We start from the raw sequence: 16,101 nt of genomic DNA on the forward strand, positions 1-16,101 counted from the left end.
CTCGGAAAGGACACCCATGACGACGCGGTTCCCGCATCTGTTCAGCCCCCTGCGGATCGGCGGGGTGACGGTGCCCAACCGGATCCTGTCCTCGGGCCACGACACGGTCCTGGCCGAGGACGGCGCGGTCACCGACGACCTGATCGCGTATCACGAGGCGCGCGCCGCGGGCGGGGCCGGTCTGATCGTGCTCCAGGTGTCCGGTGTGCACGAGTCCGCCCGCTACACCACCCACGTCCTGATGGCCACCGACGACGCCTGCGTGCCCGGCTACGCCCGGCTCGCGGAGGCGGTCCACCGGCACGGCGCCAAGGTCTTCGGCCAGCTCTTCCACCCCGGCCGGGAGATCCTGGAGTCGAAGGACGGGACCGCGCCGGTCGCCTGGGCGCCCTCGGCCACTCCCAGCGAACGCTTCCACGTCATGCCGCGCGCCATGACGGAGGCGGAGATCCACGAGGTCGTCGACGGGTACGGGCAGGCCGCCCGCCGGCTGCGCGAGGCCGGTCTCGACGGCGTGGAGATCGTCGCCAGCCACGGCTACCTGCCGGCGCAGTTCCTCAGCCCCCATGTCAACGTCCGCACCGACGGCTGGGGCGGCGACCTGCGGGGCCGGCTGCGGTTCCTGCGCGAGGCGCTGCGCGGCGCCCGCGACCAGGCCGGTCCCGGCTTCGTCGTCGGCCTGCGCGTCTCCGGCGACGAACTGAGCCACGACGGCCTGGACACCGGCCTGGTCCTGGAGGCGGTGGCGCTGCTCGACGCCGAGGGGCTCCTCGACTACGTCTCCGTGTGCGCGGGCAGCTCGTCCAGCCTGTCCGGGGCCGAGCACATCGCCCCGCCGATGGTCCGCTCCGCGGGTTACACCGCCCCGCTCGCGGCGAAGGTGCGCACGGTCGTCGGCGTCCCCGTGATGGTGGCCGGACGGATCAACCAACCGCAGGAGGCCGAACAGATCATCGCCGACGGACGGGCCGACGCCTGCGCGATGACCAGGGCCCTGATCTGCGACCCGGAGCTGCCTGTGAAGTCCGCGCAGGGCCGCGTCGAGGAGATCCGGGCATGTGTCGGCTGCAACCAGGCGTGCATCGGCCACTTCCAGCTCGGTCATCCGATCTCCTGCATCCAGCATCCGGAGACCGGCCGGGAGCGCCGCTTCGCCGCCCTGCCCACCGTCACCCGGCGCAAGAGGGTGCTGGTGATCGGCGGCGGGCCGGCCGGCCTGAAGGCGGCGGCGGTCGCGGCGGCCCGCGGCCACGAGGTGGAGCTGCACGAGGCGGGCCGACGCGTCGGCGGTCAGGTGCTGCTCGCCGAACGGCTGCCGGGGCGTGCCGAGTTCGGCGGCGTGGTCACCAATCTGGAGGGCGAGGCGCGCCGCGCGGGCGCCCGGATCCGGACGGGTTCGCGGATCGACGCGGTGGCGCTCGCCGCCGCCGCGCCGGACGCCGTCGTCCTCGCGACCGGGGCCCGGCCCCGCCGCCCGCACCTGGAGCTGATGGACGAGCCGGTGGTGCTCGACGCCTGGTCGGTGATCCGCGGTGACGCGGTGCTCCCCCGCGGACGGATCGTGGTGGCGGACTGGCGCGGCGACTGGATCGGGCTGGGCGTCGCCCTCCATCTCGCCGCGCAGCGCCGCAAGGTGACCCTCTGCGTGACCGGTTTCGCGGCGGGCGAGCATCTCCAGCAGTACGTACGGGCCGCCATGCTGGCCGAGGCCGTGCGCGCCCGCGTCGACATCGTCCCCAACGTACGGCTCCACGGCGCGGACGCCGACACGGTCTATCTCCAGCACACCCTGACCGAGGGCCCGGTCCTCGTCGAAGGCGTCGCGGGCGTCGTCCTCGCCCAGGGCCACCTCCCCGTCACGGACCCGGACCCGGTCGCGCTCGGCATCCCGTCCGACCGCGTCCTCGCCGTCGGCGACTGCGTCGCCCCGCGCACGGTCGAGGAGGCGGTGCTGGAGGGCCTGACGGCGGCGGCAGCGCTCTGACGGGCCCGCGGCAGGTTCACGGCCTGCCGCGGGCCCGGTCGCTGCCGTGGGTCCTGCGCCCGCGCAGGACCCGTTGCGCCGGGGTCAGTCCGCGGTGGTCTCCCACCCGTAGTCCGGCAGCTCGAAGAAGTCGTCACCGTCGACCCGGTCGGCGCTGCCCGTGGCGAGGCCCGTCAGCAGGGACTCCACTCCGGTGCGTACGGACTGGACGAACATGCCGCGCTGCTGCTGCCCCAGGTCGTCCTGCTGGCCGCGGACTTCGAACAGGACGGTGCCGGTTCCGTTGAGGGCGAAGGCGGAGCGGCCCTGGCCGGCGTATTCGCGCGCGTCGGGGTGCAGATAGCGGCCGGTCGCGGCGATCCTCGACTGCTCGCCGTAGGCGTCGGCGATGCCGTTGGCCACCGTGAGCGCGTAGCGGCGGGACTTGTCCTGGTCCAGCTTCGGCCACTGCTTCTTGTACTTGGCCCCGTCGTTCACGCCGAGCGGCGGGTAGTCCAGCGAGACCGTGATCAGCTTGCCGTCCTGGGGGCCGCCCGTGATGCGCTCGCACGGACCCATGTGGTGCAGATCGATGAAGGCGTCGACGGACCCCTTCTCGTCGCGCATCTTCACGTACGTGTCGCGGATCGCCTGCGACTCCGGGGAGAGGAAGAAGCCGGCGCCGGTCTGCGTGCCGGGGAGGTCGGACGCCTTCGGGACGTAGTCCAGGTCCGGGTTGAAGTCCCGGTTGAGGTCGAAGCCCGGCTGGTCGATGCCGTCGCCGCTGAGGCTGTGGTACCAGGCGCGCGGCGCCCCGGCGAGCTGGGGGTTCTGCGCGACGGTCTGGTCCCAGGAGCGTACGTTGATACGGCGGTTGAGCTCGCCGCCGTCCGGGTTCACCATCGGCATGGCGACCAGGGTGACCTTGCTGAGGAGTTCGGTGGTCTCCGGACCCGAGGCCGCGCCGAGCTCCTTGAGGATGCCGAGGAGTGCCTCCGTGCCCGTGCGCTCGTTGCCGTGAATGGCGCTGGTCACCATGAGGACGCGCGGGCCGGTGCCCACGCGTGCGGTCCACAGTTCGCGGCCCTGGGTGGTGCGCCCGGCGACGTCGACCTGCACGCGGCCCTGGCTGGTCTTCTCGATCTGCCGCAGCGCGGCGCCGAGTTGGGCGTGGTCGGTCCAGCCGGACCACGAGGGGTCGTCGGAGATCCTGCAGTTGCCCGGCTCGCTTCCGGCGGCCGTGACCGTGGCGGCGGCCGGTGAGGTGACCAGTACGGAGCCGAGGGCGGCGGAGGCCGCGACGGTGGCGACGGCTGTGCGCAGCGCTCGCGAACGGGTGTTCCGCGGGTAGGGACGCATGGGGGCGTGCTCCTCACGACGTGACGGGCGGGACCGGCGTGGGGGGCGGTCCGGATCATGCTGACCCCAGGGTCAAGGAAAGGTCAATGGGGCGTATGTGAAGGCCGGTGCCGGAGATGAACGGACCGGCCCCCGCACGTGATGTCACGTGCGGGGGCCCTGCGTCGTGTGTCACGGAACCGCCCGTGCCGCTGCGCTCCGGCAGTCGCCGCGGCCCGGGGCCGGGGCTACTCCGGCACCGCTCCCAGCGTCTTCAGCACGCCGTACACACCGAGGCACAGGATGGCGGCGCTGCTGATCACCAGGGCCGCGGTCAGCCAGGGGTTGGCGCGGAAGCGGCGCGGTACGCCGGTGTGGCGCAGCCGCCAGACCGCGACGACCACGGCGAGCAGGAAGACGCCGCCGCCGATGCCGCCGATCTGCACCATGAGCACGGGCGACTGCATCCACAGGAAGAAGCAGGTCCACAACAGCGGCAGGCACCAGGTGAGGACGCGGATGGTGCGGGTGCGGGCGCGGACGTCGCTCCAGTCGACGACGCCGAGCAGGCCGAGGGTATTGGTCCACAGCCGGGGCACGGATGCCGTGGAGCCGATGAGGGTGGAGAAGAGGACGGCGAAGGCGCCGACGAGGAAGAGGTACTCGGCCCAGGGCCCCATGGTGTCGGTGTAGATGCGCGAGAGGGTGGTGATCATCTCGTTGCCCTCGGGCACGAGGCCCTGCGGGTGGAGGACGGCCGCGCCGATGACGTAGAAGGACAGGGTGCACAGCACGCAGACGGCCAGGCCGGTGAGGGCGTCCAGGCGCATCACCTGGATCCAGCCCTCGGCGCGGCGGGCGCGCTCCTCGCTGCCGTCGTCCGGTCCGGTCCAGCGGGCGTAGCCCTTCTCCAGGCACCAGTAGGTGTACGTCGTCATCTCGTCGGCGCCGACGCCGGTGATGCCGAAGACGGCCAGGGCGATGCCGACGGTGCCGGCCGGTATCTCGAAGCTGAAGCCGCTGCCCAGTTCGCTCGTGCCGTAGCCGAACCCGGTGCCGGGCAGGCCGACCGCGAGGCTGACGGTGACCAGGGTGAAGACGACGACGGAGACGAGGCAGGCGCGTTCGACCAGGCTGTACTTGCCGGACTGCAGCAGCAGGACGGCGGCGACGGTGACGGCGACGGCCCAGAGCGCGAGGGAGCCCCAGCTGAGGGGTTCGCCGATGACGGGCCACAGCACCGAGCAGGCCGCCGCCGTACCGCCGATGATCCCTCCGCGCTGGAACATCTTGGCGAAGTCCATGCCGATCCAGAGCCAGTTGATCCAGCTCAGCCGGCCGATGCGGGGGCCGACCTCGCGGTAGCCCTCCAGCGCGGTGCGTCCGTTGAGAATGGTCCAGCGGGCCAGTTCCATCTGGACCCAGACCTTGACCGCGGTGGAGAGGATCACGAGCCACAACAGGGCGAAGCCGGCTTTCGCGCCGAGCGCGGTGGTGGTGATCAGCTCTCCGGAGCCGACGACGGCGGCCGACAGCACGAAGCCGGGGCCGAGATGGCGGATCCGGTCCCGGAAGGTCGTGGGGGCCGGCCGGGCGTCCTCGGGGCGCAGGGCGTACGGATCGGCCTGCGCGTGCTCCGCCGCTGGGGCGGTGGCGGGGGTCGACATGGCGGTGTTCCTTTGCTGGTTCCGGCGCCGTCGCCGGAGCGGAAGGCAAACAGGGCGGGGAGAAGCACTGGGGGGTGGCGTGGCGGGTGGCGGGGCGGGATCAGCCGGCCGCGTGGCGCGGGGCGTCGCCCGCGAGGACACGGAGTACGTCCTCGGCGACCATCAGGCCCATCGCGCGGTTGGCCTCCGGGGTGCAGGCGGCCATGTGGGAGGTGAGGGTGAGACGGGGTGCCGTGCGCAGGACGTGGCCGGCCGGGAGCGGTTCGACCGCGAAGGCGTCGAGTGCCGCGGCGGCGAGATGTCCGGAGTGCAGGGCGGCGGCCAGCGCGGTGTCGTCGACGAGGCCGCCGCGGGCGGCGTTGACGAGGATCGCGCCGGGTTTCATGGCGGCCAGCCGGGCGGTGTCCAGCAAGGGCGCCGCGGCGGGCGGGAGGTGCAGGGTGACGACGTCGGCGCGGGTCAAGAGCGTGTCGAGCGCGACGGGTTCGGCGTCCGCCGCGCTCACCGCGTCGCCGGGGACGTGGGGGTCGTGGGCGAGGACGTGCATCCCGAAGGCGCGCGCGTAGCCGGCGACGAGCCGGCCGATGCGGCCGAAGCCGACGACGCCGAGGGTCCGGCCGTGCAGTTCCGGGCCGAAGAGCTTGGGCCAGCCGCCCTCGGTGACGGCGGTGTGGGAGGCGCTGATCCGGCGGGCGGCGTCGAGCACGAGCCCGAAGGTGTACTCGGCGACGGCCCGGGAGTTGGAGCCGGGTGCGAAGACGACGGGGATGCCCCGCTCGCGGGCGGCGGCGACGTCGATGGTGTCGGTGCCGACGCCGTGCTTGGCGATGACCTTCAGCTTCGGGGCGGCGTCCATGACCTCGGCGGTGACCGGGTCCATGCCGGCGACGAGGGCGTCGGCGCCGGCTATGCGGGCGAGCAGTTCGCCGTACGGCAGGGCGCGGTCGTCGTACGGGCGGACAGGGCCAGCGCCGCCGTCGGCGAGCAGGTTCCAGGGGTCGGGCGAGTGGCGGGCGAAGGTGGGCGTGGTGATGAGGGTGGTGCGGGACGGTGTGCTCATGCCCGGCCCTTCCGCGCGGCGTCCAGGTGGCCGGCGGCGACCTGCTGGAGGTGGACCACGTCGGCGGCGACGGACGCGAAGGTGAAGCCCTCGGAGAGCCGTCGGGCGGCGCTCGCGCCGTCGCCGTTGTGGATGCCGGCGGCGATGCCGGCGGCTTCGGCGGCCTTGCGGATGCGGGTGAGGGCCTGCTCGAACTCTTCGGCGACATCGGGGTCGGTGGAGGTCCTGCCGCCGATGGCCAGGCGCAGGTCGGACGGGCCGACGTAGATGCCGTCGAGCCCGGGGGTGGCGCAGATCTCCTCCACGTTGGCGAGCCCGTCGGCGGTCTCGATCATGGCGAGCACGGCGGTCTGGCCGTGGGTGTCGGCGGGGTCGGGGCCGATCCGCAGTTGGGCGCGCATGGGGCCGTAGGAGCGGCGGCCGTGCGGCGGGTAGCGCACGGCGGCGACCGCGTCGGCGGCGTCCCGGGCGGTGTCGACGAGCGGCACGATGACGGCGGCGGCGCCCGCGTCGAGCGCGCGGCCGATGTACGTCGGGTCGTTGGCCTCGACGCGGACCACGCCGACGGCGGTGGAGCCGCGGGTGTCGGTGGCGATGAGGTTGTTGAGCAGGCCCTGGTAGCCGAAGAGGCCGTGCTGGGCGTCGAAGGCGAGGTAGTCGTAGCCGAGGCGGGCGAGGCGCTCGGCGGCGACGGGCGAGTCGAGCAGCGACCAGTAGCCGACGAGGGGGCGGCGGTCGCGCAGTGCGGCGGTGAAGTGCGCGGCGGTGGTCATGGGGAGTCTCCGGACTGCTGGGGTCGGCCGGGTCAGCGGTTGTAGGCGGGCATCGGGCCGCGCAGTGCGGCGCCGACGGCGTCGCAGGCGGCGGTCACGTCCTGGGGCAGCGGACCCGCCTGGGCGGCGGCGATGTTGGCCCGCAGGTGCTCCGGCCGGGAGCCGCCGAGCAGGAGGGCGTCGGTGGAGGGGCGGTCCAGGAGCCAGCGCAGGGCGAGTTCGGTGAGCGGGAGGCCGGCTTCGTCGGCGATCGCGGTGAGCTTCGCGACGGCGGCGAAGAGGTCCTCGTTCCAGTAGCGCTGCCGGTACATCGCGGCGAGTGCCGAGTCGCCGAAGCGGCCCTGCGCGGGGTCGGCGCCGAAGCGGTGACGGCCGGTGAGGAGGCCGCCGCCCAGGGGGTTGTAGACCATGGTGCGCAGGCCGCTCACCGCCGCGTACTCGGCGTACTCCTCCTCGACGCGGCGGGCGAGGAGGTTGTGGAGCTGCTGTGCGACGACGGGGCGCGGGGCGCCGACCTCGTCGGCGACGCGGGTCAGTTCGGCGATCTGCCAGGCGGCGTAGTTGGAGACGCCGAGGGCGCGGATCTTCCCCTCCGCGACGAACTCCGCCACGGTCGCGAGGGTCTCGGCGAGCGGTGTGCGGCGGTCCGGCTGGTGCAGGTAGAAGAGGTCGACGTGGTCGGTGCCGAGCCGCGCGAGGCTGCCTTCGAGGGCGGCCCGCAGGCCGGCCGGGGAGAGCGGTGCGTTCTCGCCCTGGTCGGGGTGCGGGATGCCGGCCTTGGTGGCGAGCACGATCCGGTCCCGGCGGCCGGGCAGCAGCTTGGCGAGGATCCGCTCGCTCTCGCCGCCGGCGTAGCCGTTGGCCGTGTCGACGCCGGTCAGGCCGGCGTCGAGGGCGGTGTCCAGCATGGCGGCGGCGCCGGCGCGGTCGACGGTGTCGCCGAACGTCATGGTGCCCAGGACCAGTCGGGAGAGCGGTACGGGGACGGACGGGAGCTCGATTCCCTGGGGGCTTCCGTGCGGGCCGGGGCGGGTGCCGGTGCTCACGAGGGGTTCCTTCCGGTGCGGGCGGTCGGGGTGCGGTGGGTGAACGCTCGCACGACTGCGCGTTCTGCGCAAGAGTCTCGCGCGAATCGCGCAATCCATGTCATCATCGGGGCACACCGCCGGGTGACTGAAGGAGGTTCCTGTGTGCCGTCGGGAGGACACACCCGTCGTCGCGCTCGCCGACGACCTGTCGGGGGCGGCGGAGGTCGCCGCGCTGCTGGGACTGCCCGCACGGCTCGTGCTGCACCCGGTCGAGCTGGAGGTATCCCCCACTTCCGGTGAAGCCCTGGTGATGGACCTCGACTCGCGGTACCTGGACGACGAGGCCGCCTCCCACGCCGTACGGGCCGCGCTGGCCGCCGTGGTGCGCCCGGCGCCCGCGGTCGGCGCCCGTGGGGGAACCGACGTCACGGGCAGCCGCGCGTTTCGCGCAGCCAACTCCCTTGTGGAGGACGGCACTCCGCTCTGGTTCAAGAAGTGCGACTCGCTGCTGCGCGGGCCGGTGGGTGCGGAGGCGGCCGCCTTCGCCGAGGGGGCCGGGGCCCTGGTGATCGCCACCGCCCTGCCCGCCGCACGGCGCGTGGTGCGCGACGGCGTGGTCCTGGTCGACGGGGTGCCGCTGCACGAGTCCGCGGCCTGGCGCGCCGAGGAGCGCGCCGCGCCGCGGTCCGTCGCCGAGGCACTGACGCCGCTGCCGACCACGGGCGTGGCCCTCGGGACCGTACGGCAGGGCCCCCGCGCCCTCGCCGACCGCTTCCGGGAGGTCGCGGCGCGCGGACGGCACCCGGTCTGCGACGCGGAGACCGACACCGACCTGTCCGTGATCGCCGAGGCCGCGGCGCTCCTCGGCCCGGGCACCCGGCTCCTGGGCAGCGGCGGTCTCGCGGCCGCCCTCGGCCGCCTCCTCGCCCCGCGCGGCACGGACGGGCCGTCGGCGCGAGCCGCGTCCGCGGAAGCCGGCCCGGCCGCGCGCCCCACGGGCCCCGCACCGGTGGCGGCCTCCCGGCCGACGAGTCCCGTGGCGGCGGCCGGACGGACGTCACCCCGCTCACCGGAGTCCTCGGCGGCCCCGCCGGGAGCCGGGTCGGCACCCCGGTTCCCGGCGGTGTCGGCGCCGGCACGGCGGTCCCCGGTCCACCCGGCCGCCGTTCCGTCCGTACCGGCGGCGCGCAGGGCCGCCGGACATCCGGCACCGGCGGGAGCCGACGGCGCCGAGCGGCCCCTGCTCGTCGTCGCCGGGAGCGCTGAGCCGGTCGTGGGCGAGCAGGTCGCCCGGCTGGTGGCGCACGGCGCCCGGCATCTGACGCTGGACCCCGGACGGCTGGCCGGGACGGCGGGCCCCCTCCCCCTGCCCGAGCTCGCGCCCGGCTCGGTGACCGTGCTGTCCGTCGACGGGAACGGCGGCGTCCGGGCCGGCGCGGCCCGCGCGATCGTGGCCGGGCTGGCGCGGACCGTCTCCGCGCTGCCGGGGCACCCGGACCTCGTGCTGACCGGCGGCGAGACGGCCCGCCGGGTGCTCGACTCGCTCGGCATCACCGCGCTGCGGCCCGTCGGCGAGATCCACCACGGTGCCGTGCACTGCCAGACCACCGACGGCCGGTCGGTCGTCACCCGCCCCGGGAGCTTCGGCGGCCCGGACTCGTTCGTCCGTATCGCGGCGGCACTCCGCCCCTCTCAGCAAGGAGTCACCCAGTGAACGCGCAGCAGCCCCTCCCCCTCATCGGTGTCACCATGGGCGACGGCGCCGGCATCGGGCCGGAGGTGATCGTGCCCGCGGTGCTGGACGCCGCGACGCTGGACCGGTGCAGGCCGGTGGTGATCGGCGACGCCGCCCGGCTGCGCGAAGCGGCCCGGATCCTCGGGACCGACTGCGAGATCGTGACCGTCGGGACGCCGGCGGACGCCGAGTCCGCACCGGGCCGGATCAACGTCGTCGACCTCGGACTGCTCCCCGCCGGCCTGCCCTGGGGCACGCTCTCCACCGCCGCCGGCAACGCCGCGTACGAATACGTCAAGCGCGCCGCGGAACTGGCGCTCGCCGGGGAGATCGACGGCATCTGCACCGCCCCCCTCAACAAGGAGGCCCTGCACGCCGCCGGGCACGTCTACCCCGGGCACACGGAACTGCTGGCCCACTTCACCGGCGTGGAGGAGGTCTCGATGATGCTCTCCACCGAGAAGGTGAAGGTCATCCACGTCACCACCCACATCGGTCTCGTCGACGCCGTCAACCGGATCGAGCCCGGACTGGTCGAGCGGACCGTGCGGCGCGGCCACGAGGCCATGGTCCGGGCGGGGGTGCCCGCGCCCGTCATCGGCGTCTGCGGCATCAATCCGCACGCCGGCGAGAACGGCCTCTTCGGGTACGGCGAGGAGGAGGAGAAGATCGTCCCCGCGCTGGAGAAGGTGCGCCGCGACGGCATCGACGCACGCGGCCCGCTCCCCGCAGACACCGCCTTCTTCCTGGCCTCCCGGGGCGACTACGACCTCATCGTGGCGATGTACCACGACCAGGGCCACGGCCCCGTCAAGGTGCTCGGCATCGAGGCGGGCGTCAACCTCACCGTCGGTCTCCCGGTGATCCGCACGTCCGTCGACCACGGCACGGCCTTCGACATCGCCGGTACGGGCAAGGCCGAGGCCGGTAGCATGATCGAGGCGCTGCGGCAGGCCGCCGAGATGTCCACCGCCCACTGAACCGACGCACCGCGAAGGACACTTGATGCCGCCCATCGGATCCCAGGCCCGGCGCGAGGAGATCCTCCGACTCGCCACCACCAGCGGCCTGGCCAGCGTCGAGGAACTGTCCCGGCACTTCGGCGTGACCGCCTCGACCATCCGCCGCGACCTCGCCCGGCTCACCGCGGACGGCCGGCTGGCCCGGACGTACGGCGGGGCGATGGCGCTGACCGCTCATCCGGAGGCGTCGCTCCGTCAGCGCACCACGGAGGCCTACGCGCAGAAGCGGGGCATCGCCCGTTGGGCGGCGGCCCGCGTCCAGCCGGGCGAGACCGTGCTGCTGGACGCCGGGTCGACGGTCGGGGCGCTGGCCCACGAGCTGCGTACGGCGAAGGACCTGACGGTCGCCACGACCGGCCTGACGGCGCTGCACGAACTGGCGGACGTCGAGTCCGTCCACGTGGAGTGCCTCGGCGGCACGTTGCGTCCGCTCAGCCAGGCGTTCGTCGGCCCGCTGACGGAGGCGGCGCTGGAACGGATGACGTTCGACCGGGTCTTCCTGTCCGCGGACGGGGTGACGGCGGACGGCGGGATCTGCGAGGCGGACCTGCGGCAGACCCGGCTGAAGGAACTGATGGCCCGCCGGGCCGCCCACACCTACGTCCTGGCCCACGCGGCGAAACTGGGCCGCGCCCCGTTCCACGCGTGGGCCGCCCTGCCGCCCGGCTGGACCCTGGTCACGGACACCTCGGCGACCGACGCCGACGTGGCGGCGTTCACCGAGCGCGGTACGCGGGTGGTGCTGGCCGAGCCGGTGGAGGAGCCGGTACCGGACCGGCCGGCCCCGCCGGAGGGGGACTGAGCGTGTCGCCTACGCGCCGGCGCACGGCGGTTCCGACGGGGTACCGGGGGGAAGGTCCTCGCGTTCCTCGTCGGTGAAGGCGCGGCCCGCGCGTCCGCACAGATCGCGGAACCAGGTGTCGGGGTCGAGGGCGTAGGTCGTTCGCCGCCCCCTGTCCTCCACGATCAGCTCCGAGCCCCGCACGACCGCCGCGGAGAACGGGCTGCTCGGGATCGTGCCCATGCGGTCTCCGTCGGAGTCCCACAGCTCGTACCCCGTGGCCGCGTCGATCGTGACCATCACTCCGCTGTTCGTGACCGCCAGGACGTCGATGCCCGAGGAGACGGGGGCCTGTGTGCCCACATCGGCCTTCTTCCGCAGATCCCAACGGTGCAGCCTGCCGTCGTTGTGGGCCACGGCCAGGTACCGGCCGTCCGGGGAGAAGACCATGTCGTCACCGCCGATCCCGTAGTAGGCCCAGCCGACCTCGTCGCCCTGCAGGGTCGAGATCCGTGTACGGGCCCGCAGGTCCCAGATCCGTACCGCGCCGTCGTCCGCGTCGTCGGGCGTCACCACGACGACCTGGTCCGGGTGGCCCGGACGGCCCACGACCCGGCTCCTCCTCGGGGGGAAGCCCTGTGCACGCGGGTCGGGGTCCACCGTCAGCGGTTCCCCCGTCCGAACGCCGCGCTCCGGGTCCACCCGGAGCAGGCTGCCGCTCCGGGTCAGGGCCACGACATCGCCGTCGGGCAGGGACCCGACCGTGCCGGTGAGTTCCCGTTCCTCAGGGGCCGTCAGTCCTTCGCCCGGCGACACGTCGGTACGGTCGGACAGCGCGTCGGCGTCGTACACGTGCAGCTCCGATGCGCCCTCCCGCACGAGCACGAGGTACTCGCCGTCCTGCGTCCACACGAGAGTCGACGTATCGGGGTCGTACCCGGGCGGCGGTTCGCCGGTCGTGGTTCCTCCGCGCACGAGGTCGACCACCCGCACCCCGCGCTCCGTCAGCCGCGCGACCCTGTCACCGTCCGGCGCCATGACCGACGCGTCGTAGACGTCCGCGGAGTCGGGCCGGGGCGCGGCGGGCGCGTGGGCCACGACCAGGGTGTCCCCGACCGGGGACAGTACCGTCAGCCCGCTCTCCTCGCCCCGGACCGCCGCCAGCGTCGGGCCCTGGTAGCCCGGCTCGTCGTCCATGGGCAGCCGGGAGACGTACGTGTCGTCCGTGTCCCGTCCACGGAGAGTCAGGTCGGCGTAACCGAAGTCGCCGCTCTCCGACTCCTCGAACCGGTAGGCCCCGGTGGCCTCGAGGAAGCCCCAGTCCTCCGACGAGCCGTCGGCCGGGACCTCGCGCAGCACGCGCCCGGTGCGCAGGTCGCGCAGCACGGTGCCGTCGGGTGAGCCGGCGTCCTCCGAGTCGGTCGTCGTGACCTCGACGGTGCCGGGGTCCTCACCGAAACGCACGGTCTGGTCCCCCGCGGTCGACATCACCGTGTCCGCCACCGGCAGTGGCTCCAGGCGGCCCACGTCCCACACGTCGAGGAAGACCCTCGGTTTCTCCGCCCTGTCCTCGGGGCTGTGGAGGTCGAGCCACCGCAGCAGCCGGCTCCCGTCCGCGCTGAAGTCCAGCCCGATGCTGACACCGCCGCCTTCGCCCGTGATACGCCGTCCGCCGAGTCGCGTCGGCTCGCCGTCCTCCCCCTCCAGCCTCCACAGCCACACCGTGCCGTCCGGCAAGGCCGCCGCGTAGTGCCGTCCGTCGGGGCTGACCGCGCCACGCTGCTGTGTCGCGGGCACCCCCTGGAGCCTGTAGTGCCGCGGCCTGCCGTCGAGTGCGCCGGTCACGACCGACAGCTCGTACGGGTCCTTGCCGTCGGGCTTGGAGCGCACCACGAGGGTGCGGCCGTCCGGGGTGGCCTGCAGGTCCTGGACCCGGCCCCGCCACAGGCCGGTGTGCAGGCCGCGGACGTACCGGGCCCGTGCGTACTGCGCGAGCAGGGCTTCTCGCGCCTGCGGGGTGGTCCGGTCGGCGTGCCAGGCGGCGAGCGCCCACTGCACCGCCGTAGCCGGTCGCCGGGTCTGCCTTCCGGACTCCTCCGCGAGCGCGCGGGCCGCGAGGGTGCGCAGCTGGGTCGTGAGTTCCCGGCCGGTGTTCCAGGCGACCGCCCCGAGCGTCCCGGCCACCAGCAGCAGCGCCGTCAGCAGCGCGCCTCCCGCCAGCAGCCTGCGCACGGTGCGCCGCGCGTAACGGCGGCCCGCCTCGATGTAGGCGCGTTCGTCCGCCGTGACGTCCTCGGGCAGCCGCTGGAGCCACTCCTCCCCCTCGGCGAGGGTTCTGCCGCGCTGCAGGGCCCCCGGCTCCCGGCCCTTCTCCTCCCAGCGCGCCATGTCCGTGCGCAACTGCTCCTGCCACTGGCGGAAGTTCCTGCTGTCGTCCAGCCAGGCGCGCAGCCGGGGCCACAACCGGGTGAGGGCCTCGTGCGTGAGGTCGACGATCTCCGTGCCGTCGGCCGTCTCCCCGAGGACGACCAGCTTCCCCCGGGCGAGGCGCCGGGCGAGTTCCGCGGCGGCCGGGTCGAGCCGGGCCGCGGGCACGGCACGGCGTATGTATCCGCCGCGGTCGTCGGGCCGGGCGAGCTGGACGAACAGTCTGCGCGCCACGCCCTCGTCCGCCGCAGGCACGTGCGTGCGATAGGCGTCGTCCGCGTAGCCCACCAGGGTTCCGGTGACGCCTCCGAGTTCGTCGTAGGCGGTGTGGGTGAGCATGGAGCCCTCGCGCCGCTCCCAGAGCCTGGTCAGGGTGAACTCCACCAGCGGCATCCGGCCCGGCTCGTCCGCGGCGTCCTCGACGATGCGCTCGGCGAGCCCGGGCTCCAGCCACAGCCCCGGCACGGCGTCGACGGGGCCCGTGACCGCGCGGTGCAGGCTCTCCGTGTCGAGCGGAGCGAGGAAGAGGACGGCGTCGCTCAGGGAGCGGGACGTCCGGGAGGTCAGCAGGACGTCGAGGGACTCCTGACGCGCGGTGGCCACGATGCGCGTTCCGCGCCCCGTGCCCGGGCCCTCGGTCAGCGCGACGAGGAGGTGGAGCAGGGTGCGCGCGTGCCGCGGTTCGGCGCCGGCGTACTCCTCCAGCTGGTCGACGACGATGAGGTGACCGGCTCGGCCGGCCCTCTCCCGAAGGGACGCGCGCAGGGCGGCGACGGCGGGCGGCGTGCCTCCGCCGTCCGCTCCGGCCCGGCCCACGGGCCCGTCCGGGTCGTCGGGATCGCCGGACCCACCGCCCAGCATGCGCGCCAGTCTGCCCGCCTCGCCGATCCGGTCGATCTCCCCGCTCTCCGGCTCCAGTACGGGTACGAGCGCGTGCGCCAACAGCGTCTCGGGCGGGGTGCCGGGCACGGGGCGCAGTACGGTCACGCCCATGCCGTCCGCACGCAGCCGGGGCAGCACACCGGCGCGGATCAGTGATGACTTGCCGCATCCCGAAGGGCCGACGACCACGGTGAGGGGTCGTCCGGTGATCGATGCGAGGGCCCGCTCGATGTCGTCCTCGCGTCCGTGGAAGAACGCGGTGTCCTCCTCCTCGAACACGTCGAGGCCGCGGAACGGGCACGCCGGGCGCAGCACCTCCTCGTCCACGAGCGCGGCGGACGGAACGAGGAACGCGGTGCCCGCCAGGTCGCCGCGGCCGGCCGCCACGGCCAGCCCGACGACCCCGCCCTGCACGTCGTCCCACACCGCCGCGCCGCTGTAGCCGTTGGTCACCCGCGGGCCGCCGGGGCCGGTGTCCATCTGCACCCAGCCCGCGCCCTGGACGCTCCGCAGCGTTCCGGCCGCCCAGACCCCGTGGTCGCCGCCGCCCGGGAACCCGTAGACGCGGAAGGAGTGTCCCCACACGGACGTCCCGTCCACCAGGGGCACCGGACGGGTCCCGGGGACGGGAGTGTCGAGACGCAGCAGGGCCACGTCACCGCTGTCGTCCCCCAGCAGCGGCTGCCAGGAGACCACCCGGGCGCGTCGGGCGGGGACGCCGCCCTCCGCGTCCCGCGCGAGCGGGAACTCCACCCGCACGTCCTCGAAGGGCGCGTCCACGGTGTCCCGTGGCAGCCCCAGCGCGTCCGCGACGACATGGGCGCAGGTGCAGACGATGTCGGCGGCCACGAGGAATCCGGCCCCCGCGATCCCGTCGACGCCCTGTACGCGGGCGAGGCCCGACTCCAGCGCCGCTTCCCCCCGTAACGCTGTCATGCCCCGGATTGTCCCGGGTCCCGGGCGTCCCATTCCAGGCGTACGGCGAAGTTGGCCTCGCTCGCCGCCTTCGCCACCACGACGCCCGCTTCGGCGGACAGCTTGATCCCGAATTCCACACTCACCGAGTCGGGCCGGCTCGTCAGGCCCCGGACGCTGTCGGCCACCGCCTCGACCGCGGGTCTGATGTGCGCGAGTGCCTCCTGGAGGGTGTGCGCCGAGTCGCGGACGATCCCGGACCCGGGCCCACGGCCCACCCGGTCGATCCCGCTGCCCTGTTGCCCCTCGACCTCGACCAGTACCGCGGTCCCGTCGCTGAGCCGCATCTCCCCGATCTGCACCACGCCGCAGCCCTTCGCACTCGAAGATCGTCATTCCCTGTGGTCATCAACCGGCCCAGCTTATAAGTGCCTTGGCCCGAATCACCGAGGGAAATCCTGATGCGGGTGCCGCGCGGTCACCCTAAGCTGCGCTCGCGGGAAGACGAGG

The 16,101-nt window shown here is 74.1% G+C and carries 11 protein-coding genes; 4 read left to right on the forward strand and 7 right to left on the reverse strand.

Annotation, left to right across the window (positions count from 1 at the left end):
* Positions 1-16 precede the first annotated feature (16 nt).
* Positions 17-1,984: an FAD-dependent oxidoreductase gene (locus ACH499_RS05505; RefSeq protein ID WP_399013948.1), complete on the forward strand. Its 1,968-nt coding sequence runs from the start codon at positions 17-19 to the stop codon at positions 1,982-1,984.
* Positions 1,985-2,068: 84 nt separating this feature from the next.
* Here ACH499_RS05505 and ACH499_RS05510 read toward each other — a convergent pair whose 3' ends face one another.
* From ACH499_RS05510 to ACH499_RS05530, 5 genes are all read right to left on the reverse strand, one after another.
* Complete coding sequence (locus ACH499_RS05510; protein ID WP_356198436.1) at positions 2,069-3,322, reverse strand: M14 family zinc carboxypeptidase; 1,254 nt, start codon at positions 3,320-3,322, stop codon at positions 2,069-2,071.
* Between the two features lie 227 nt (positions 3,323-3,549).
* Positions 3,550-4,968: an Nramp family divalent metal transporter gene (locus tag ACH499_RS05515; protein ID WP_356198437.1), complete on the reverse strand. Its 1,419-nt coding sequence runs from the start codon at positions 4,966-4,968 to the stop codon at positions 3,550-3,552.
* A 100-nt stretch (positions 4,969-5,068) separates the two neighbouring features.
* Positions 5,069-6,028, reverse strand: coding sequence for a phosphoglycerate dehydrogenase (locus ACH499_RS05520; RefSeq protein ID WP_399013950.1), 960 nt, complete (start codon positions 6,026-6,028; stop codon positions 5,069-5,071).
* Complete coding sequence (locus tag ACH499_RS05525) at positions 6,025-6,801, reverse strand: HpcH/HpaI aldolase/citrate lyase family protein (RefSeq protein WP_399013951.1); 777 nt, start codon at positions 6,799-6,801, stop codon at positions 6,025-6,027. The genes ACH499_RS05520 and ACH499_RS05525 overlap by 4 nt, the downstream gene beginning before the upstream one ends.
* Positions 6,802-6,833: 32 nt before the next feature.
* A complete protein-coding gene (locus ACH499_RS05530; protein WP_399013952.1) occupies positions 6,834-7,847 on the reverse strand; it encodes an aldo/keto reductase in 1,014 nt (337 codons plus the stop codon).
* Positions 7,848-7,989: 142 nt separating this feature from the next.
* Here ACH499_RS05530 and ACH499_RS05535 point away from each other — a divergent pair, with 142 nt between their 5' ends.
* Genes ACH499_RS05535 through ACH499_RS05545 form a run of 3 tightly spaced genes read left to right on the forward strand, consistent with a single transcriptional unit; the run spans position 7,990 to position 11,388 of the window.
* Positions 7,990-9,543 carry a four-carbon acid sugar kinase family protein gene (locus ACH499_RS05535; protein WP_399013953.1) on the forward strand — a complete coding sequence of 518 codons (1,554 nt, stop codon included), beginning with the start codon at positions 7,990-7,992 and terminating at the stop codon, positions 9,541-9,543.
* Positions 9,540-10,544, forward strand: coding sequence for a 4-hydroxythreonine-4-phosphate dehydrogenase PdxA (gene pdxA, locus ACH499_RS05540; RefSeq protein WP_399013954.1), 1,005 nt, complete (start codon positions 9,540-9,542; stop codon positions 10,542-10,544). Before ACH499_RS05535 ends, pdxA begins: the two co-directional genes overlap by 4 nt.
* Positions 10,545-10,569: 25 nt before the next feature.
* A complete protein-coding gene (locus ACH499_RS05545) occupies positions 10,570-11,388 on the forward strand; it encodes a DeoR/GlpR family DNA-binding transcription regulator (protein ID WP_399013955.1) in 819 nt (272 codons plus the stop codon).
* 9 nt (positions 11,389-11,397) lie between these two features.
* Here ACH499_RS05545 and ACH499_RS05550 read toward each other — a convergent pair whose 3' ends face one another.
* Both ACH499_RS05550 and ACH499_RS05555 read right to left on the reverse strand, forming a co-directional pair.
* Positions 11,398-15,612, reverse strand: coding sequence for a hypothetical protein (locus tag ACH499_RS05550; RefSeq protein WP_399013956.1), 4,215 nt, complete (start codon positions 15,610-15,612; stop codon positions 11,398-11,400).
* Positions 15,609-15,956, reverse strand: coding sequence for a CU044_2847 family protein (locus tag ACH499_RS05555; RefSeq protein ID WP_399013957.1), 348 nt, complete (start codon positions 15,954-15,956; stop codon positions 15,609-15,611). The genes ACH499_RS05550 and ACH499_RS05555 overlap by 4 nt, the downstream gene beginning before the upstream one ends.
* Positions 15,957-16,101: the final 145 nt, after the last annotated feature.

This window comes from Streptomyces sp. NPDC018947 (assembly GCF_044390505.1).
In the GTDB taxonomy this organism is placed as follows: Bacteria; Actinomycetota; Actinomycetes; order Streptomycetales; family Streptomycetaceae; genus Streptomyces.

Coding starts and splice junctions, on each gene's coding strand:
- ACH499_RS05515 (WP_356198437.1), bottom strand. CDS start 4,968: ATGTCGACCCCCGCCACCGCCCCAGCGGCGGAGCACGCGCAGGCCGAT.
- ACH499_RS05550 (WP_399013956.1), bottom strand. CDS start 15,612: ATGACAGCGTTACGGGGGGAAGCGGCGCTGGAGTCGGGCCTCGCCCGC.
- ACH499_RS05510 (WP_356198436.1), bottom strand. CDS start 3,322: ATGCGTCCCTACCCGCGGAACACCCGTTCGCGAGCGCTGCGCACAGCC.
- ACH499_RS05520 (WP_399013950.1), bottom strand. CDS start 6,028: ATGAGCACACCGTCCCGCACCACCCTCATCACCACGCCCACCTTCGCC.
- ACH499_RS05525 (WP_399013951.1), bottom strand. CDS start 6,801: ATGACCACCGCCGCGCACTTCACCGCCGCACTGCGCGACCGCCGCCCC.
- ACH499_RS05545 (WP_399013955.1), top strand. CDS start 10,570: ATGCCGCCCATCGGATCCCAGGCCCGGCGCGAGGAGATCCTCCGACTC.
- ACH499_RS05505 (WP_399013948.1), top strand. CDS start 17: ATGACGACGCGGTTCCCGCATCTGTTCAGCCCCCTGCGGATCGGCGGG.